The following is a 19,375-nucleotide window of genomic DNA, read 5'->3' as shown; positions in this document are numbered from 1 at the left end:
ACCGGTACGGCGGCGGCCGTCCGGCCCCGCCCCGTACCCTTTCCCGCGTGAACGCCAGCGACCGTACCCCCGCCGACCTGCTGCGATCCGCTCTTGCCGCGGACCCGGCCCGCCCCTTGATCACTTTCTACGACGATGCCACCGGTGAACGGGTGGAATTGTCCGTGGCCACCTTCGCCAATTGGGTGTCCAAGACCGCCAATCTGCTCCAGGGAGATCTCGCCGCGGAGCCGGGCGACCGGCTCGCGCTGCTGCTGCCCGCGCACTGGCAGAGCGCGGTGTGGCTGCTCGCCTGTTCCTCGGTCGGCGTGAGTGTCGAGATCGGCGGCGATCCGGCGGCGGCCGACCTCGTCGTCAGCGGCCCCGATCCCGAGATGCTCGCCGCGGCGCGCGCGTGCGGCGGCGAGCGGATGGCGCTCGCGCTGCGCCCGCTGGGCGGCCGCTTCCCGCAGCCGCCGCAGGGCTTCATGGACTACGCCGTCGAGGTACCGGGCCAGGGCGACCGCTTCGCGCCGTACGCCCCGGTGGACCCGGACGGGCCCGCGCTCGCCGTCGGCGGTACGGAACTGACCTCGGGTCAGCTCGTCGCGCGGGCGCGCGCGGACGCGGGCGAGCGCGGCCTGACGCCCGGTTCACGGCTGCTGTCGGGGCTGGCGTACGACAGTTGGGAGGGGCTGTCGACCGGGCTGTACGCCCCGCTCGTGGCAGGCGGGTCCGTCGTGCTCTGCCGGAATCTCGACGGGCTGTCGGCGGAAGCGCTCGAACAGCGCGTCACGAGTGAGCGGGTCACCGACCGGGCGGTGTGACGGGCGGGTCGCGTGAGGGGCCAGCTGGCATGACGAGCGGATCGTATGACCGGTCAGGTGGCGTGACCGAACCGGACAGGCCGGTATCGGACGGGCCGACACCGGACAGGCCGACACCGAGCGGACCGACACCGGCAAGCCGGCACCGAACAAGCCGACACCCGGCACCCGGCACCCGGCACCCGGCAGGCCGACACCGCACGAAAACCAGCCAACCAGGACACGACTTCGGCGCCCCAGGTTTCGGTTTCGTCAACGTTGTCTTTGATCGGTAATACGTTCAACTCCCAGCACAACCAAGCACGGTGCTCGCCCGTCTACCCCAGCAACCGGCAGCCCAGCGCGCTGCCGACGCCTTGAAGGATGGACGTGGACGTGACCGAAAGTGCTGGGAGTGCGCCGGCCGAACCGGACGAGTCGTCCGAGGGCGGGGTCCGCGTCGAGGACAACGACGCCGGACCCGCCGGATCCCGCCCCCGCCGCACACGCCACTGGCTGCGCTGGACGGCGCTCGGCACCTCCGTCGTCGTCCTCGCCGTCGCCGGAACGGGCTGGTGGTTCTACCGGAAGCTCGACGGGAACATCACCACGGACAACGCCGCCGCGGCCGAGCTGCGGACGTACGAGAAGGACCGCCCCACCCCGGTCGCCCTGGACGCGCAGAACATCCTGCTCATCGGCTCGGACAGCCGCTCGGGCAAGGACAACGGCAAGTACGGCCGGGACGACGGCGGTTCGTCGCGGTCCGACACCACGATGCTGATGCACCTGGCGGCGGACCGGAAGAGCGCGACGGCGATATCCATACCGCGCGACCTGATGGTGGACATCCCCAGCTGCCGCGAGGCGGACGGCACCCGCAGCGGCGCCCAGTTCGCGCAGTTCAACTGGGCCTTCGAGTTCGGCGGCGCGGCCTGTACGGTCCGTACGATCGAGAAGCTCACCGGGATACGCGTCGACCACCACATGGTCATCGACTTCAGCGGCTTCAAGGACGTGGTGGACGCCGTCGACGGCGTCCAGGTCTGCCTCAAGGACCCGGTCGACGACCCACAGGCGCACCTCGAGCTCCCCGCCGGTACCCAGACGCTCGACGGCGAGCAGGCCCTCGGCTACGTACGCGCCCGTCACGGCATCGGCGACAGCAGTGACACGCAGCGCATGGAGCGGCAGCAACGTTTCCTCGGCGCCCTGTTCAAGAAGGTGCGGAGCAACGGGGTGCTGCTCAATCCGGCCCAGCTCTATCCGGTACTGGACGCGGCGACCAAGTCCCTCACCACCGACCCGGGCCTGGGCACCCTCGGCGACCTCTACGACCTGGCCAGTTCCATGCGGAGCGTGCCCACGGAGAAGGTGCAGTTCCTGACCGCGCCCCGGCAGCCGTACAGCCAGGACCCGAATCGCGACGAACTCGTCCAGCCCGACGCGGACAGGCTTTTCGAGCGGCTGCGCGACGACGCGCCCGTCACGGTCGAACCGGCCGACACGAACGACGGCACGGAAGACAGCGCGGACGACGGCACGAGCGGGAACGACAACAAGAGCGACAGCGAGAGCGACAGCGAGAGCAACCGTACGAAAGACCCCGCGATCGGCAGCGATCAGGGCACCGAACAGGAACCGACGTTCTCGGGGACAAACGCCGCCGTGGGGGTGTGCGAGTAAAACCATGGCCAAAGAGAGACCTTCAGTCTATGAAGATTGGGCAGATTGCCCGCTTGTAAGGGTCAAGGAATTTGTCACTCGCGTCACTGCACGCTGAACTGGGCGGATAGTGTGGCGCGATCCGGTGCATACGACCGCGACGGTCGCGCACAACTGGATCGAAAACCGAGCGCCTTCCGGGGGAAGGCGCCCGCGTGGCACCGACGGAGGATCAGACAACCGTGGATGCGCATAGCCGTGGACAGGCGGACGAGATCGACCCCGCCGACCAGTGGGTCCTCAACCCGCAGACCGGTAACTACGAGCTGCGACTGGACCACTCCACAGGGCAGCCGACCTCCTCGAGACCGCAGGACGCCAGGTCCGGCAGGGGCTCTCGCAGAAAAGACGCCCCGGAGGCCGGCGACGCTCCGCGGGACGACGCGCCGCGGAGCGGTTCCGCCTCGGCGGCCACCGGCCGTTCCGGCGGCCGCGGCAAGGGCACCGGCAACGACCCGGCGCCCCGCGCCGACGTGCCGGGCCAGCGCAGCCGCCGGGCGGGGAAGGGCCAGAGCGACCCCTCGGCCGCGGCCGGACGCCGCAAGCGCAAGGCCAGGAAGTCGGGCGGCAAGAAGGCGCTGGTGTGGACCGGCGGTGTGATGGCGTTCCTGCTCGTCGGCGGTGGCACCACCGGGTACTTCGTCTACCAGCACTTCAACGGGAACATCGACACGATCGATGTCGAGGGCGCGGGCAGCGGCGGCTTCAAGAAGGACCAGGCCGTCAACATCCTGGTGATCGGCACGGACAAGCGCACCGGCTCGGGCAACGAGGGCTACGGCGACAACGGCAGCGCCGGACACGCGGACACGAACATCCTGTTCCACGTCTCGAAGGACCGTACGAACGCGACGGCGCTGTCCATCCCGCGTGACCTGATCACCGACATTCCCGACTGCACGGCCAAGACGGAGGACGGCACGAAGGAAATCCCCGGTACGCCGCAGACACGGTTCAACGTCAGCCTCGGCCAGGACGAGCGGGACCCCGGCTGCACGATGCGTACGGTCAAGGAGCTCACCGGGCTCACGGTCGACCACTTCATGATGGCCGACTTCAACGCGGTCAAGGAGATCTCGACGGCGGTCGGCGGTGTCAACGTGTGCGTGGGCAAGGACGTCGACGACCCCAAGTCGGGACTCAAGCTCACCAAGGGCCCGCACCGCATCCAGGGCGAGCAGGCTCTCGCCTTCGTGCGTACGCGGCACGCGTTCGGCAACGAGAGCGACCTCACCCGGATCCAGACGCAGCAGCAGTTCCTCAGCTCGATGATCCGGCAGATACAATCCAGCCAGACCCTCACCAGCCCCAGCAAGCTGTGGAAGCTGGCCGAGGCGGCCACCAACGCGCTCACGGTCGACACCGGCATCGGCACCATCCAGAAGCTCAGTGACCTGGGCAAGGAACTCGCCTCGGTGAACCCGAAGAACATCACCTTCGCGACACTGCCGGTGGTCGACAACCCCAACGAGCCCGTTCCGGCCACGGTGGTCCTCAACGAGGCCCAGGCCAAGCCGCTGTTCTCGATGATGCAGAACGACGTCTCCCTCACCGAGGTGAAGAAGAAGGAGTCGGCGAAGGAGGCGGCCGCCAAGAAGAAGCAGGAGGCGCTCCTCAAGGGCACCAAGGCGGACCCTGCCGACGTACGGGTCGATGTGTTCAACGGCGGTGGCCCGCAGGGCTCCGCGCAGGAGACCCTGAGCTGGCTCCAGAACACCGAGGGCGTCCTGAAGTCCACCAACAAGGGCAACGCCCCGGCGGACGTGTCCAAGACGACCCTGGAGTACGCGCCGAACCAGGCCGACCAGGCACGCGCGCTCGCGGAGATGATGGGCCTGCCCGCGAGCGGAATGAAGCCGGGCACGGAGGACGCCGAGGGTCTTGAGGCGATGACCCTGACTCTCGGAAAGGACTTCAAGCAGGCCGGCGTACCCATCACCGGACCGGCGAAGGCGCCGGAGGGTGTGCAGAAGGTGGAAGCGGACAAGCAGGTCTGCTCCAAGTGACGCCGGAGTACCACCTCCGGCTCATACGGGCAGCCTGACGGGGGAGAACGAGAACGAATGCGTCAGGGCAGTGTGGGACGGGAGGGGGCTGAGGAAGACGCCCCACAAGCCCGCGAGTTGGGCTGGGACGACAGTCTGTACGACGGTGACGCGAAGTCGCCGGAGGACTCGGGAGCGGACTCGGGACCGGGACCGGGACCGGGACCGGACTCGGAGCCGGTCCCGGCCCTGGGCTCGGTCCCGGCGCCGGGCACAGGCCCCGAACCGGGCTCCGCACACACCGGCGATGCCGGCAAGGGCGGCAAGGGCGAGCCTCCCGCCGACGCCGCCGCCCAGCAGCCGGCGAAGGGCGGCCCCCGGCGGATGAGACGAATAATCCGCTGGGCCGCCGCCGTGCTGTCCCTGCTGATACTCGGGACGGCCGGCGCCGGATATCTGTACTACCAGCACCTCAACGGCAACATACGCAGCGGCGAGCGCAGCAACGGATCCAGCGGCGTGGACAAGCCCGGCGCGAACTCGGCCGGCCAGACCCCGCTGAACATCCTGCTGATCGGCTCCGACAGCCGCGCGAAGGCAGAGAACGTCAAGCTCGGCGGCAGCAGGGACACCGCGGACAACCCCCCGCTCGGCGATGTGCAGATGCTCGTCCACGTCTCCGCCGACCGGAAGAACGCCTCAGTCGTGAGCATCCCCCGGGACACCCGGGTCGAGATCCCGGAGTGCGAGGACGCCGGAACGGGCGAGGTCTTCCCCGCGACCGACACCATCATCAACGAGTCACTGGCACGCGGCGGACCCGGCTGCACTCTCGCCACCTGGGAGAAGCTGACCGGTGTCTACATCGACCACTGGATGACGATCGACTTCTCCGGTGTGGTGAAGATGGCCGACGCGATCGGCGACGTCAAGGTCTGCGTCAAGGACAACATCTGGGACCGGCCGCGCCCGGGGGTCCCCGGCGGCTCGGGGCTGAAGCTCACGGCGGGCGTGCACGACATCAAGGGCGAGCAGGCGCTCCAGTGGCTGCGTACCCGGCATGCCTTCTACAGCGACCTCGGCCGGGCCAAGGCCCAGCACATGTACCTGAACTCCATGATCCGCGAGCTCCAGTCGCAGAACGTCTTCACCGACGCTCCCCGGCTCACCGATCTGGCGGAGGCCGCCACGAAGTCGCTGGAGGTCTCCGAGGAGGTCGGTACGGTCAAGAAGCTCTTCGATCTGGGCATGCAACTGAAGGACGTACCGTCCGACCGCATCACCATGAGCACCATGCCCACCGTGGTGGACGCCCAGGACCCGAACCACCTGGTCCCCGACGAGGCCGACGCCGGCACGATGTGGGAGATGCTCCGCGACGACGTCGCCTTCGACCGCAACGGTTCCGCGTCCGAGGCCGCGAAGTCCGGGGGGTCCGGGAAGAAGACGGCCGATCCGGTCTCCGGGGACCCGGCGGCCGAGCCCGCCGAGACCGGCGTGACCGTACGCAACGGCACCGGTGGCGAGCAGGTCGCCGTACGGGGCCGGGCCGCCGACATCGCGGACGTGCTCGTCGGCAAGGGCTACGCGCTGGCCACGGCCGGCACCCAGCAGGTCCCGCAGGAGAAGACCACGGTGAGCTTCCCCACCGCGGATCTCGAGGGGGACGCGCAGGCGGTCGCCAAGGCCCTCGGGATTCCGCCGACTTCGGTGAAGCGGTCCACGGATGTCTCGGGTGTCACGGTGGTCGTGGGCGCCGACTGGCGCGACGGCTCCTCGTACCCGAAGGCGGCCCCGCCCAAGGCGGGCGCTGTCCCGGACTCGGCGGAAGCCATCAACGGGTCCGACAAGGACGCCTGTATGGACGTGTACGACAAGTACCGCTGGTAGGCAGGCGTAGGTACGGCCCCGGGGCCGCGGCCGGAGTGACCGGATCGCGGGCACGGGGCCGTACGCCCGGATTCAGGCCGTCGTGGTGTTGTTCTGGTCCTGGTCCTGCCGCGCGGCCGGGCGGCGGCTCGCGATGACCTTCCTCGCCAGCGAGCGCGGGCTGGTCAGGAAGCCGTAGCCCCACGACATGTGCATGGTGGCCAGCGCCACCGGGATCTGGAGCCGGGCTTTCAGCGGCAGGCCCTTGCCCGCCGGGACGGATCCCGCGGCGATCGCGGCGAGATAGCCGGCCGGGACGACGAAGGCCCAGGGCGTGAGGACCGCGCCGGCCACGATGCCCGCGGCGATGGCGCAGACGGCCGTCGGCGGCGCGAGGTAGCGCAGGTTGATCGAGCCCGAGTGGTAGCGGGCGACGACATGGCGCCAGCGGCCGTACTCCTTGTACTGCTTGGCGAGCGCCCTGACCGAGGGGCGCGGGCGGTACTGCACCCGCAGCTCGGGCGAGAACCAGATCGCGCCGCCGGACTCGCGGATACGGAAGTTCAGCTCCCAGTCCTGGGCGCGGATGAACTCCTCGTTGTAGCCGTCCTGCCGCTCCAGCGCCTCGCGCCGGAAGACACCCAGATACACGGTTTCGGCGGGCCCGGCCTGACCTCCGGTGTGGAAGGCCGCGTTGCCCACGCCGATCCTGGAGGTCATGGCGGCGGCGACCGCGTGCTCCCAGTCGTTCTCGCCCTCGGCGTGCATGATGCCGCCGACGTTCTGCGCGCCGGTCTCCTCCAGCAGCCGGACGGCGGTGGCGATGTAGTTCGGGGAGAGCATGCCGTGGCCGTCGACCCGTACCACGACGGGGTGCCTGGACGCCTTGATCGCGGCGTTCAGCGCGGCCGGGGTGCGGCCGGTCGGGTTGGGGACGGTCTGGACGCGGGCGCGTGCGTGGGACGCGGTCTCCCGTACCAGCTCCGCGGCGATCTCGTCCGTACGGTCCGTGGAGGGCCCGAGCGCGATGACCACCTCCATCTCGCCTTCGTACTCCTGCTCCAGGATGTGCCGGACGGAGTTCCTCAGATGACGTTCCTCATTGAGCACCGGCATGATCACGGAAACTGCGGGAGGCAGGGCAGGCATGTGGTCCTTCGGGGGTCCTTCGGGCCCGGGGCCGGTCTCGGCCAGGGGTGCGCACGGGCCGTGGCCGGCCTTCGGGAGACGGCGGTGAGACCGCCACGTTACCGCGAACGGGGGACAGCCACGCGCGCCGCCCGGGTTGCTGCCCAGTGGCGCTGATCGTATGGGCCTACCGTGCTCGCGATCCCCCCTGTCACCCGCGGAGGTGTACCCCGTGCCCACGCCGCCCCGCTCCTCCCGCCGCACCGCCCCGCCGCACCGGCCGGCCCGCCGGCCCCGGGCGGGGGCGGGCAGGGGGACGGGTCCGGGAGGCCGGGCCGGGAGGCCACGCTGGGGAACACGGGTGGCGACCACCCTGTCGGTCCTGATCCTGGGCGCCGGCGGGATCGGCCACGCGGTGGTGACCAGCCTCGACACCGGGATCGGCCGGGTCGACGCGTTCAAGGACATGAAGAACCGGCCCGACGCGGGCCACGGCCTGAACCTCCTGCTCGTCGGCACCGACGGCCGCGACAAGATCACGGAGTCCGAACGGCGGACGTACCGGCTCGGCGGCGCTCCCTGCCACTGCACCGACACGATCATGCTCGTCCATCTCTCGGAGGACGGGAAGCGCGCCAGCGTCGTGAGCGTGCCGCGCGACAGTTACGCGGAGCTGCCCGAGCACACCGACGGGACCACCGGCAAGCAGCACAAGCCGCACCCGGTGAAGATCAACGCGGCCTACGCGGAGGGCGGGCCGAATCTGACGGTCCGGACCGTGGAGCGTATGACGGGCGTGAAGATCAGCCACTATCTGGAGGTCGACTTCACGAGCTTCATGAAGACGGTGGACTCGCTGGGCGGGGTGGAGATCTGTACGCCCCGGTCGCTGAAGGACGCGAACACCGGACTCGATCTGGCACCGGGCACCCACCGGATGAACGGCGGCGAGGCGCTCCAGTACGTACGGTCCCGGCACATCGACAGCGACGCGGATCTCGGCAGGATGCAGCGCCAGCAGCGCTTGGTGGCCGCGCTGATCAGCCGGGCCGCCGACCGCGGTGTCCTGCTGAACCCGGTGAAGCTCCGGGACGTCACCTCGACGATGCTCAGCTCGGTCCGCGCGGACGCGGGCTTCGGTACGGAACAGATGCTCGCCGTCGGTGAGGCGATGCGGGGGCTGTCGCCGTCCTCCTCGGAGTTCACGTCCGTACCGGTCAGTGGCAAGGACATCTCGGTCCCGGGCATCGGAACGACCGTGAGGTGGGACCCGGTGAAGTCGAAGAGCCTCTTCCGCGCGCTGCGCGAGGACAAGCCGCTGACCCCGGCCCCGAGCGCGCGGGCGCCCCGGCCGAACGCGTCCCCGGCGTCGCCGCGGCCCGCCAAGGACGCCCGGCTGGTCGATGTGAAGCCCCAGGAGATCCGGGTGCAGGTCTACAACGGCACGCGAAGGGACGGACTGGGCAAGGAGGTCGACGACGCCCTGCGCGGCACGGGCTTCGCGACGACCCGCGCGCCACTGGGCTCCGACGGGCCCGAGGTGCGTCGGACGGTCGTGATGTACGACCCGCGCTGGGACCGGTCGGCGAAGTCCCTGGCGGCGGCGCTGCCCGGCAGCGAACTGCGCGCCGTACGGCAGCAGGGCTCCACGCTCAAGGTGATGGCGGGGACGGACTACAAGGCGGTGACGCCGGTCCGCGCGGAGGAGAAGCCCAAGGGCCAGTTCGAGGCGGTGACCGGGGACCAGGTCGTGTGTCCCTGAGCGCCGCCTTACGTGCCGGGCGCGGGCCGCGGTGGGCGGCGCGTCAGGACGCTCGCGCGGTCGCGGCCGTACCCGCTCCTCTCCCGTCTCCCTCCCCCCATCTCCCTCCCGCCATCTACACATCCGCCTATCTACGGAGGTGCTCACACGATGAGCGAAAACCGACAGCAGGACACGTCCGCTCGGGCCGTCACACCCCGGCGCCGGCTGCTGACCGCGGCCGCGCTGGTGCCGTTGCTGGCCGGGGCGGGGGCGAGCGCCGCCCACGCCGGGACATCGCGGCGAACCGCACCGCACCACCCGGGCCGCCGGGACCAACCCGGTCGCCAGGACGAGCCGCACCACCCCGGCCACCCGGACCCGGTAAGACCGGTGCCCACCACGGTGGCCGACTGGAGCGACGTGATGAAGGCGCTGGGCCTCCCCGGCAGCATGGTGCGCGACGAGTACATCCACGCGCGTGCCCCACGCAATGACCTGCACGTCGTCTCGTACGACGTCAAGGTCAGCTCAGGGCTCGCCCTGGGGTCGCATGTGGCCTTCGTCCGCTACGAGGACGGCTCCACGCTCGCCATGGGCGATGTGACCGTCACCGAGGGCGAGTTGCAGCAGGTGTCCGACACGCTCCAGTCGCACGGCATCGCGCAGACCGCGCTCCACAAGCATCTGCTGGCCCACAGCCCCGACGTCTGGTGGATCCATGTCCACGCGCACGGGCATGACCCGGTGGCGATCGCCCGCGGTCTGCGCGCGGCCCTCGACCGTACGGGGACGCCGCCCGTCAAACCCGGGCGCCCGCCGACGAAGCCGCTCGATCTGGACGCCCGGCAGCTCGACGCCGTGCTGGGCACGAAGGGGTCCAACGACGGCGGCCTCTACAAGGCCGTCTTCCACCGCCGCGAGACCGTCATCGACAACGGCATGCTGATGCCCAAGGGCCTGGGGGCGTCCACCGCCTTCAACTTCCAGCCGCTGGGCGGCGGCAAGGCGGCGCTCAACGGTGACTTCGTCATGGTCGCCGAGGAGGTCCAGAACGTCCTCAAGGCGCTGCGTCGCGGCGGGATCAGCCTTGTCGAACTGCACAATCACGGCCTGACGGAGGAGCCCCGGCTGTTCTTCACCCACTTCTGGGCCGTGGGCAACGCCGTCGAACTCGCCAAGGCCCTGCGCTCCGCTCTGGATGTGACCAACGTCGTTCCCGGCGGAGGCGGGGGCGGAGGGGACCTCTGACCGACCGACGGCACGAGAAGCGTGGCCGCTCCCGCACCCGGGGAGCGGCCACGTCCCGTCCCGCGAGCACGGTGCGGGAAGGCCCTGGAACGCCGGTCGGAGAGTGTCCGGCAGGTGACGTCCAGACCCGATGTGCATCAGATTGGCAACAGCCCCGCCCCGATTCGCTACTCCCCTGTATGGGACACAGACCCGCCCGGCACACTGGTCCGCATGAATGAATGGCCCGATGGACCGACCGGCGACCGCGGCGAGCGGCGCGACCGCTACGGGCGCGGCAGCGCGGGCTCACAGCCCGAGGGCGCGCGCGCGATGCCGCACGTACAGCCCAGAGGCGTACCCCCGCAGGCACCGGGGTACGGCCGGCCCGGAGCGGGCCCGGACCAGACGTACGACAGCGGATACAACACGGGCCAGGTCTACGGTGGCGGTGGCGGCCGGGGCGGCATTCCTCCGCAGGGCGGCGGCGGGTCCGGCCAGGGCGGTCCGCCGCGGCAGGCACCCGACTGGCGCCGCCGCATCAAGCTCGGCGCGCTGACGCTGGCCGTCGTGATCCTCGCCGTCTCCATCGGCACGTACTTCTGGGCCGACGGCAAGCTCAAGCGCGAAGTGGACCTCTCCAAGGTCATCGAGCGGCCGGAGGAGGGCGACGGCACGAACTACCTGATCGTCGGCTCGGACAGCCGTGAGGGCATGACCGCCGAGGACAAGAAGAAGCTCCACACGGGCTCCGCCGAGGGCAAGCGCACCGACTCGATGATGATCCTGCACGACGGATCGAACGGCCCGACGCTCATCTCCCTGCCGCGCGACTCCAATGTGACGATCCCGTCGTTCGTGGGCTCGGAGTCCGGCAAGACCTTCCCGAACACGGGACGGCAGACCAAGCTCAACGCGGCCTACGCCGAGGACGGCCCCGAGCTGCTAGTCCGTACCGTCGAGTACAACACCGGCCTGCACATCAACCACTACGTCGAGATCGGCTTCGCCGGCTTCGCCAACATCGTGGACGCGATCGGCGGGGTGGACATGAACATCCCGAAGGCGTTCAAGGACCAGAAGTCCGGCGCCGACTTCAAGGCGGGCGAGCAGACCCTGGACGGCGAGCAGGCCCTGGCCTTCGTACGGACGCGGTACGCCTTCGCCAACAGCGACCTGGACCGCACGAAGAACCAGCAGAAGTTCCTCGCGGCCCTGGCCTCGCAGACGGCCACGCCGGGCACGATCCTCAACCCGTTCAAGCTCTACCCGACGATGAGCGCGGGCCTGGACACCCTGATCGTGGACAAGGACATGTCGCTCTGGTCACTGGGCCAGATGTTCTTCGCGATGAAGGGCGTCACGGGCGGCGAGGGCAAGTCCATGAACATGCCGATCTCGGGCAGTTCCGGCGGCAATCTCGTCTGGGACAAGGCGAAGGTCAAGGAGCTGGTGAACCAGCTCAACAACGACGAGAAGGTCACCGTCTCCGACAACTGACGACGACGCGGAACGGGGCCATCGCCCACCGGCCCACCGGCCCACCGCCGTCCGCCACCACCCGTCACCGCCCGTCACACCGAAGCCCCGGCCGCCACGGCTCGTTCGATGTCCAGTGGCCGGGGCTTCGGCGTACGTACGGGCGGACGGACCGCTGTCCGTACGGGTGTTACGGGAGGTTGCGCGCCATCACGATGCGCTGGACCTGGTTCGTGCCCTCGTAGATCTGGGTGATCTTGGCGTCGCGCATCATCCGTTCCACCGGGTAGTCGCGCGTGTAGCCGTAGCCGCCGAGGAGTTGGACCGCGTCCGTGGTGATCTCCATGGCCGCGTCGGAGGCGTAGCACTTGGCCGCCGCGCCGAAGAAGGTCAGGTCCTCCTTGGCGCTGCCCGCCGAGACGCGTTCCGACCTGGCGGCCGCGGCGTAGGTGAGCTGGCGGGCGGCCTCCAGCTTCATGGCCATGTCGGCCAGCATGAACTGCACGCCCTGGAACTCCGCGATCGCCTTCCCGAACTGCTTGCGCTCCTGGACATAGCCCTTGGCGTAGTCGAGGGCGCCCTGTGCGATGCCGAGCGCCTGGGCGGCGATCGTGATGCGGGTGTGGTCGAGGGTCTTCATCGCGGTGGCGAAGCCCGTGCCCTCCTCGCCGATCAGACGGTCGGCGGGGATACGGACATTGTCCAGATAGACCTCGCGGGTCGGGGATCCCTTGATGCCCAGCTTCTTCTCCGGGGCGCCGAAGGAGACGCCCTCGTCCGCCTTCTCGACGACGAAGGCGCTGATGCCCTTGGTGCGCAGGTCCGGGTCGGTGACGGCCATCACCGTGTAGAAGTCGGAGACACCGGCGTTGGTGATCCAGCGCTTCACACCGTTGAGGACGTAGTGGTCGCCGTCCCGTACCGCCTTGGTCTTCATGCCGCCCGCGTCCGAGCCGGCGTCCGGCTCGGAGAGGCAGTACGAGAACATCCCGTCACCCGTGGCCAATTGGCCCAGGTACTTCTTCTTGAGGTCCTCGCCGCCGGAGAGGATCACGGGCAGCGAGCCGAGCTTGTTCACGGCGGGGATCAGGGACGACGACGCGCAGACCCGCGCGATCTCCTCGATCACGATCACCGTGGCGAGCGCGTCGGCGCCCGCGCCGCCGTACTCCTCCGGGACATGGATGGCGTGCAGATCGGAGCCGACCAGCGCGTCCAGCGCCTCCTGCGGGAAGCGGGCCTCCTCGTCCACCGCGGCGGCGAACGGCGCTATTTTCGCCTCGGCGAGCGCGCGGACGGTCTCACGGAGCATGTCGTGCTCGTCGGACGGGCGGTACAGGTCGAAATCAGCCGATCCAGCCACGGTCTCTCACTCCCCAACACGCTAACTACCGTTAAGTAACACCAGCTTAGATCGCCGAGCCGTCACAGGGATAGGTGAGTTTGCCGACAGCCGCACCCTCACGCGGAAGTGCCCCTTCAGGGCCGTGGGGCCACGCGGCTATGCTCGGGCCGCGCGGTCGCACCGCACGTCGTACGCATGTCGCACCGCACGGTGTACGGTGACCGCGCGGCAATCCGACCGCGTCTCCCTGGAGCATCACATGGCCCTCAAGATCACAGTGATCGGCACCGGTTACCTCGGCGCCACGCACGCCGCGGCCATGGCGGAGCTCGGATTCGAGGTCCTCGGTCTCGATGTGGTCCCCGAGAAGATCGAGATGCTGTCCGCGGGCCGGGTCCCGATGTACGAGCCCGGCCTGGAGGAACTGCTGCGCAGGCATGTCGCCGGGATCGAGGGGTCGACCGGCCGGCTGCGGTTCACGATGGACTGGGCGGAGGTCGCCGAATTCGGCGATGTGCACTTCGTCTGTGTGAACACCCCGCAGAAGCACGGCGAATACGCCTGCGACATGTCGTACGTCGACTCCGCGGTCGAGAGCCTCGCCAAGCACCTCGGCCGGCCCGCGCTGGTCGTCGGCAAGTCCACGGTGCCCGTGGGCAGCGCGGAGCGGCTCGCCGCCCGCATCGCCGAACTGGCCCCCGCCGGACGCGACGTGGAGCTGGCCTGGAACCCGGAGTTCCTGCGCGAGGGCTTCGCCGTACAGGACACCCTGCACCCCGACCGGATCGTGGTGGGCGTACGCGGCGAGCGCGCCGAGCGGCTGCTGCGCGAGGTGTACGCGACACCGGTCGGTGAGGGATCGCCGTTCGTCGTCACGGACTTCCCGACCTCCGAACTGGTCAAGACCTCCGCGAACTCGTTCCTCGCCACGAAGATCTCGTTCATCAACGCGATGGCCGAGGTCTGCGAGGCCGCCGGCGGCGACGTGGTGAGGCTGGCCGAGGCACTCGGGTACGACGAACGGATCGGCGCCAAGTTCCTGCGCGCCGGGATCGGCTTCGGCGGCGGCTGCCTGCCGAAGGACATCCGCGCGTTCATGGCGCGCGCGGGCGAACTGGGCGCGGACCAGGCCCTGACCTTCCTGCGCGAGGTCGACTCGATCAACATGCGGCGCCGCGGCCACATGGTGGAGCTGGCGCGCGAGGCGGTGGGCGGCGACTCGTCGTTCCTGGGGAAGCGGGTCGCGGTGCTCGGCGCGACGTTCAAGCCGGACTCCGACGACGTACGGGACTCCCCCGCGCTCAACGTCGCCGGCCAGATCCACCTCCAGGGCGGCCAGGTGACGGTGTACGACCCCAAGGGCATGGACAACGCGAAGCGGCTCTTCCCGACGCTGCGGTACGCGGACTCCGCGGTGGACGCGGTGCGCGGCGCGGATGTCGTCCTGCACCTGACGGAGTGGCGCGAGTTCCGCGAGCTGGACCCGGCGGTCCTGGGCGAGGCGACGGCCCGGCGGCTGATCCTGGACGGCCGCAACGCGCTGGACCCGGAGCGGTGGCGCGAGGCGGGCTGGACGTACCGCGCGATGGGGCGGCCGCGGGCCTGACGGGCCGGTCCGTCCCGGGGCCGGATCGTCTCGGGGCCGATTCGTCCCGGGGCCGGTTCATCTCGGGCCCGGTTCATCTCGGGGCCGGTTCATCTCGGGGCCGGTTCATCTCGGGGCCGATTCGTCCCGGGGCCGGTTCATCTCGGGGCCGGTTCATCTCGGGGCCGGTTCATCTCGGGCCCGGTTCATCTCGGGGCCGGTTCATCTCGGGGCCGGTTCATCTCGGGCCCGGTCCGTCCCGGGCCCGGTCCGTCCCGGGCCCGGTCCGTCCCGGGCCCGGTTCCCTCCGGGCGAGAGCCTGACGGGCCCGGCTGCCTCAGGGCCCGGCTGCCTCAGGGCGCGGTTCGCTCCGGACCTGACCGGCCCCTACCCCGCACGCCTCGCGCGGTACGTGCGCATCTTGGCGCGGGCTCCGCACACCGACATCGAGCACCAGCGGCCGCGGCCCGCCGGGCTCCGGTCGTAGTACACCCACTCGCAGTCCGTCGCCTCGCACGCCTTGAGACGGGGCCACGTACCGTCCGCGACCCCGGCCGCGATCGCCGCCGCGATACGGGACGCCAGCGCGTCCGGGGCGGTGACGGGACGGAGCGCGGCCCCGCCCCGCGCGTCGATGGCCAGCCGCAGCGGCGCCTCGGCCAGCAGGCGGTCCAGGACGGCCGTCGAGCGGCCCGGCGGGCGGTGGCCCGCGTGGGCCAGGCAGGCGGTGCGCAGGGCTTCGCGGAGTTCGCGGGCCGCGGGGACGGTCCGTTCGGTGAGGCCGAACACGGCACGGCCGTCCGCGGTGTCGAGCGCGTCGGCACCCGTCTCGATGTCGAGCGTGTTCACCAGGGCCTCGATCAGGGCCAGTTCTCCCGGGGCGGGCGGACGGTCATTCATGGTTGCGACGTTACCTCTTGTGCGGGAGTATGCGGTAACGGTTACCTATTGATGCGCTCAAGCAGTAACGCGAGGAGGAACGCCATGCCCATCGCCACGCTCGGCGCCGTCGTCCTGGACTGCCCCGACCCCGTCGCGCTCGCCGGTATCTACGCCCAGTTGCTGGGCGGTGAGATCGAGGACGACGGCGACGGCTGGGTCGACCTGGTGGGCGCCCCCGGCGCCCCACTCGCCTTCCAGGCCGCGCCCGGCTTCGTACCGCCCTCGTGGCCCTCGCCCGACGGCTCGCAGCAGTTCCATCTGGATCTGACGGTCGAGGACCTGGACGCGGCGGAGGAGCGGGTGCTCGCGCTCGGCGCGAAGGTCCTGGACGCGGCGGACCCGGCGCGGACCTGGCGGGTCTACGCGGACCCGGCGGGGCATCCGCTCTGTCTCTGCGCGAGCTGAGCCGTCCGGGCGGGGTGTGGGTGCGGTGCTGTTCGTGGGTGGTGCGGGGGCCGCGGCCTCCGGAGGCGCATGTCCGGACCGCATGATTTGTGCCGCACACGAATCACCGGACCCGCCGGACGGCGCCCCCAGGACCCCGTTACGGAAGCGTCGCCTGCGACGCGGGCCGTTGGGCCTGGAGCGAGCCAGCCACGTCCTGCGCCGCCCGCAGCACCCGTACCGCGTTGCGCCATGTCAGCTTCGACAGGTCCGCCCTCGACCACTTGCGCGACAGCAGTTCCGCGATCAGGTTCGGGTAGCCCGCCACGTCCTCCAGGCCCGCCGGTGTGAACGCCGTACCGTCGAAGTCCCCGCCGATGCCGACGTGGTCGATGCCCGCCGTCTCGCGCATGTGGTCCAGGTGGTCCGCGACCGTGGACGCCGTGGCGACCGGGCGCGGGTGGGAGGCCTCGAAGGTCTGGTGGAGCTTCATCGCCTCGGGCGTGGTGTCGAGGTGGTGCAGACCGTGCGCGCGCAGGTTCTCGTCCGCCGACTGCGTCCAGGCCACCGCTTCCGGGAGGATGAACTTCGGTACGAACGTGGCCATCGCGACCCCGCCGTTCCCGGGCAGCAGTTCCAGGACGTCGTCGGGGATGTTGCGCGGGTGGTCGCAGATGGCCCGCGCGGAGGAGTGGGAGAAGATCACCGGCGCCTCGGTCACGGCGAGCGCGTCGTGCATCGTCGTGGCGGCCACGTGGGAGAGGTCGACCAGCATGCCGGTCCGGTTCATCTCGCGGACCACCTCGCGGCCGAAGTCCGAGAGGCCGCCCACGCCCGGGACATCCGTCGCCGAGTCCGCCCAGGCGATGTTGTCGTTGTGGGTGAGCGTCATATAGCGGACGCCCAGGGTGTGCAGGGCGCGCAGGGTGGCGAGGGAGTTGTTGATGGAGTGGCCGCCCTCGGCGCCCATCAGGGAGGCGATCCTGCCCTCGCGGCGGGCGGTCTCCATGTCGTCGGCCGTCAGGGCGCGGGCCAGGTCCCCGGGGTAGCGGGCGAGCAGCCGGCCGACCACGTCGATCTGTTCCAGCGTGGCGCTGACCGCGTCGTCCCCGGCCACGTCGGACCGGACGTACACGGACCAGAACTGGCCTCCCACCCCGCCCTTGCGCAGCCGAGGGATGTCGGTGTGCAGGTGCGCGGAGAGGTCCTGCGCGATGTCCAGGCGGTCCAGGTCGTAGCGGACGTGTTCGCGCAGCGCCCAGGGCAGGTCGTTGTGGCCGTCGACGACGGGGAATTCGGCGAGGAGTTCGTGTGCCTGGTCCAGCAGGTCCACGGCGCTCACTTGCCGAATCCGAAGTGCTCCGAGCCCTCGACCTTCGCCCTCAGGCGCTTGCCCTTGGTCGTCGCCTGGTCGTTCAGGTCCTGCTGGAACTCGCGCATCCGTGTCTGGAGGTCCGGGTCGTGGGCCGCGAGGATACGGGCCGCGAGCAGGCCCGCGTTGCGCGCGCCGCCGACGGAGACCGTGGCGACCGGGACACCGGCCGGCATCTGGACGATGGACAGCAGGGAGTCCATGCCGTCGAGGTACTTCAGGGGTACGGGGACGCCGATCACCGGCAGCGGGGTCACCGAGGCGAGCATGCCCGGGAGGTGGGCGGCGCCGCCCGCGCCGGCGATGACGGCCTTGAGGCCGCGGCCGGCGGCGTGCTCGCCGTACGCGATCATCTCGTGCGGCATCCGGTGGGCGGAGACGACGTCGACCTCGTACGGGATCCCGAACTCGTGGAGGGCCTTCGCGGCGGCCTCCATGACGGGCCAGTCCGAGTCCGAGCCCATGACGACGCCGACGAGAGGAGAGCTCATTCTGTGATCGTTCCTCGCAGATAGCCGGCGGCGTGGCGGGCGCGCTCCAGCACGTCGTCCAGGTCGTCGCCGTAGGTGTTGACATGCCCCACCTTGCGGCCGGGCTTCACGTCCTTGCCGTACATATGGATCTTCAGCTGCGGGTCCCGGGCCATGCAGTGCAGGTAGGCCGCGTACATGTCGGGGTAGTCGCCGCCGAGGACGTTGCACATGACCGTCCAGGGCGCGCGCGGGCGCGGGTCGCCGAGCGGCAGGTCGAGCACCGCGCGCACATGGTTGGCGAACTGCGAGGTGATCGCGCCGTCCTGGGTCCAGTGCCCGGAGTTGTGCGGGCGCATCGCGAGTTCGTTGACGAGGATCCGGCCGTCGGTGGTCTCGAAGAGTTCGACGGCGAGGTGCCCGACGACGTCCAGTTCGGCGGCGATCCGCAGGGCGAGCCGCTGGGCTTCGCCGGACAGTTCTTCCGACAGTCCGGGCGCGGGCGCGATGACCGTGTCGCAGACGCCGTCGACCTGGCGCGACTCGACGACGGGGTAGGCCACGGCCTGGCCGTGCGGGGAGCGGACTATGTTCGCCGCCAGTTCGCGTACGAAGTCGACCTTCTCCTCGGCGAGGACGGGAACGCCGGCCCGGAAGGGCTCCTCGGCGTCCGCCTCGGACCGTACGAACCACACGCCCTTGCCGTCGTAGCCGCCGCGCACCGTCTTGAGGATGACGGGGAAGCCGCCCACCTCGGCGGCGAAGGCCACGGCGTCGGCCGGGTCGGCCACGATGCGGTGGCGCGGACAGGGGACGCCGAGGGCGGTGAGCCTGGCGCGCATGACGCCCTTGTCCTGGGCGTGCACGAGCGCGTCGGGGCCCGGTCTGACGGGGATACCGTCCGCCTCCAGGGCGCGCAGGTGCTCGATCGGCACATGCTCGTGATCGAACGTGATCACATCGCAGCCGTGCGCGAAGTCACGCAGCGTGTCCAGGTCGCGATAGTCGCCGATGACGACATCGTTGACCACCTGGGCCGCCGAGTCCTGCGGGGTGTCACTGAGGAGCTTGAATCTGAGGCCGAGGGGGATGCCCGCCTCGTGGGTCATACGGGCGAGCTGACCGCCGCCGACCATGCCGACTACCGGGAATGTCACGCCCCCAGGGTATCCGCCGCCCGGCACGACCGGTCCGGGAGCGGTCCCGGGCGCCCCCGGCGCGCTGCCTGTCGTCGTGCTATGTCACGCACGGTGACTTTCTGTGCGGGAGACCGTACTCGGGCAGTCGGGTGAGCCGCTGGTTAGCATGGCGGGGACTGACCATCGACCGGACGGG

15 protein-coding genes are annotated in these 19,375 nt (G+C 70.4%); 9 read left to right on the top strand and 6 right to left on the bottom strand.

Annotated features, from left to right (window positions below):
* The first annotated feature begins 47 nt into the window (after positions 1–47).
* The 4 genes from ACIOJD_RS28745 (at position 48) to ACIOJD_RS28730 (ending at position 6,385) form a co-directional block, all read left to right on the top strand.
* Positions 48–806: a TIGR03089 family protein gene (locus ACIOJD_RS28745; RefSeq protein ID WP_401918771.1), complete on the top strand. Its 759-nt coding sequence runs from the start codon at positions 48–50 to the stop codon at positions 804–806.
* Between the two features lie 363 nt (positions 807–1,169).
* Positions 1,170–2,471: an LCP family protein gene (locus tag ACIOJD_RS28740; protein ID WP_401918770.1), complete on the top strand. Its 1,302-nt coding sequence runs from the start codon at positions 1,170–1,172 to the stop codon at positions 2,469–2,471.
* 221 nt (positions 2,472–2,692) lie between these two features.
* On the top strand, positions 2,693–4,516 hold the full coding sequence (locus ACIOJD_RS28735; protein ID WP_401918769.1) for an LCP family protein: 1,824 nt from the start codon (positions 2,693–2,695) through the stop codon (positions 4,514–4,516).
* Positions 4,517–4,573: 57 nt separating this feature from the next.
* Positions 4,574–6,385: an LCP family protein gene (locus tag ACIOJD_RS28730; protein ID WP_401918767.1), complete on the top strand. Its 1,812-nt coding sequence runs from the start codon at positions 4,574–4,576 to the stop codon at positions 6,383–6,385.
* 72 nt (positions 6,386–6,457) lie between these two features.
* Here ACIOJD_RS28730 and ACIOJD_RS28725 read toward each other — a convergent pair whose 3' ends face one another.
* On the bottom strand, positions 6,458–7,513 hold the full coding sequence (locus ACIOJD_RS28725; RefSeq protein ID WP_401918766.1) for a glycosyltransferase family 2 protein: 1,056 nt from the start codon (positions 7,511–7,513) through the stop codon (positions 6,458–6,460).
* A 160-nt stretch (positions 7,514–7,673) separates the two neighbouring features.
* Here ACIOJD_RS28725 and ACIOJD_RS28720 point away from each other — a divergent pair, with 160 nt between their 5' ends.
* The 3 genes from ACIOJD_RS28720 (at position 7,674) to ACIOJD_RS28710 (ending at position 11,963) form a co-directional block, all read left to right on the top strand.
* The gene (locus ACIOJD_RS28720) at positions 7,674–9,254 is read left to right on the top strand and encodes an LCP family protein (protein ID WP_401918765.1); all 1,581 of its coding nucleotides are present in this window, start codon (positions 7,674–7,676) and stop codon (positions 9,252–9,254) included.
* 150 nt (positions 9,255–9,404) lie between these two features.
* The gene (locus ACIOJD_RS28715; RefSeq protein WP_401918763.1) at positions 9,405–10,484 is read left to right on the top strand and encodes a DUF1259 domain-containing protein; all 1,080 of its coding nucleotides are present in this window, start codon (positions 9,405–9,407) and stop codon (positions 10,482–10,484) included.
* A gap of 213 nt (positions 10,485–10,697) precedes the next feature.
* Positions 10,698–11,963 (top strand): LCP family protein, encoded by a 1,266-nt coding sequence (locus tag ACIOJD_RS28710; RefSeq protein ID WP_401918761.1) that lies wholly within the window; start codon positions 10,698–10,700, stop codon positions 11,961–11,963.
* 169 nt (positions 11,964–12,132) lie between these two features.
* Here the strand turns inward: ACIOJD_RS28710 and ACIOJD_RS28705 are convergent, their stop codons facing one another.
* Positions 12,133–13,305 (bottom strand): acyl-CoA dehydrogenase, encoded by a 1,173-nt coding sequence (locus tag ACIOJD_RS28705; protein WP_401918759.1) that lies wholly within the window; start codon positions 13,303–13,305, stop codon positions 12,133–12,135.
* Positions 13,306–13,546: 241 nt separating this feature from the next.
* Here ACIOJD_RS28705 and ACIOJD_RS28700 point away from each other — a divergent pair, with 241 nt between their 5' ends.
* The gene (locus ACIOJD_RS28700; protein WP_401918757.1) at positions 13,547–14,893 is read left to right on the top strand and encodes a UDP-glucose dehydrogenase family protein; all 1,347 of its coding nucleotides are present in this window, start codon (positions 13,547–13,549) and stop codon (positions 14,891–14,893) included.
* A 366-nt stretch (positions 14,894–15,259) separates the two neighbouring features.
* On the opposite strand, the gene ACIOJD_RS28695 is transcribed toward ACIOJD_RS28700, so the two are convergent.
* Entirely contained in the window at positions 15,260–15,772 is a 513-nt protein-coding gene (locus ACIOJD_RS28695; RefSeq protein WP_401918755.1) for a CGNR zinc finger domain-containing protein, read from the bottom strand.
* An 84-nt stretch (positions 15,773–15,856) separates the two neighbouring features.
* Here ACIOJD_RS28695 and ACIOJD_RS28690 point away from each other — a divergent pair, with 84 nt between their 5' ends.
* On the top strand, positions 15,857–16,219 hold the full coding sequence (locus tag ACIOJD_RS28690) for a VOC family protein (RefSeq protein ID WP_401918753.1): 363 nt from the start codon (positions 15,857–15,859) through the stop codon (positions 16,217–16,219).
* A 139-nt stretch (positions 16,220–16,358) separates the two neighbouring features.
* Here the strand turns inward: ACIOJD_RS28690 and ACIOJD_RS28685 are convergent, their stop codons facing one another.
* From ACIOJD_RS28685 to ACIOJD_RS28675, 3 genes are read right to left on the bottom strand one after another with little or no spacing between them, the layout of a single operon-like run.
* Positions 16,359–17,540: a dipeptidase gene (locus ACIOJD_RS28685; protein WP_401918752.1), complete on the bottom strand. Its 1,182-nt coding sequence runs from the start codon at positions 17,538–17,540 to the stop codon at positions 16,359–16,361.
* Positions 17,537–18,061 (bottom strand): 5-(carboxyamino)imidazole ribonucleotide mutase, encoded by a 525-nt coding sequence (gene purE, locus ACIOJD_RS28680; RefSeq protein ID WP_401918750.1) that lies wholly within the window; start codon positions 18,059–18,061, stop codon positions 17,537–17,539. The genes ACIOJD_RS28685 and purE overlap by 4 nt, the downstream gene beginning before the upstream one ends.
* Complete coding sequence (locus ACIOJD_RS28675; protein WP_401918749.1) at positions 18,058–19,197, bottom strand: 5-(carboxyamino)imidazole ribonucleotide synthase; 1,140 nt, start codon at positions 19,195–19,197, stop codon at positions 18,058–18,060. Before ACIOJD_RS28675 ends, purE begins: the two co-directional genes overlap by 4 nt.
* Between the last annotated feature and the right edge of the window lie 178 nt (positions 19,198–19,375).

This window comes from Streptomyces sp. NPDC088116 (assembly GCF_044741745.1).
Taxonomy (GTDB): domain Bacteria; phylum Actinomycetota; class Actinomycetes; order Streptomycetales; family Streptomycetaceae; genus Streptomyces.
The sequence above is the reverse complement of the archived record's forward strand: the minus strand, read 5'-3'. Positions and strand labels throughout refer to the sequence as shown.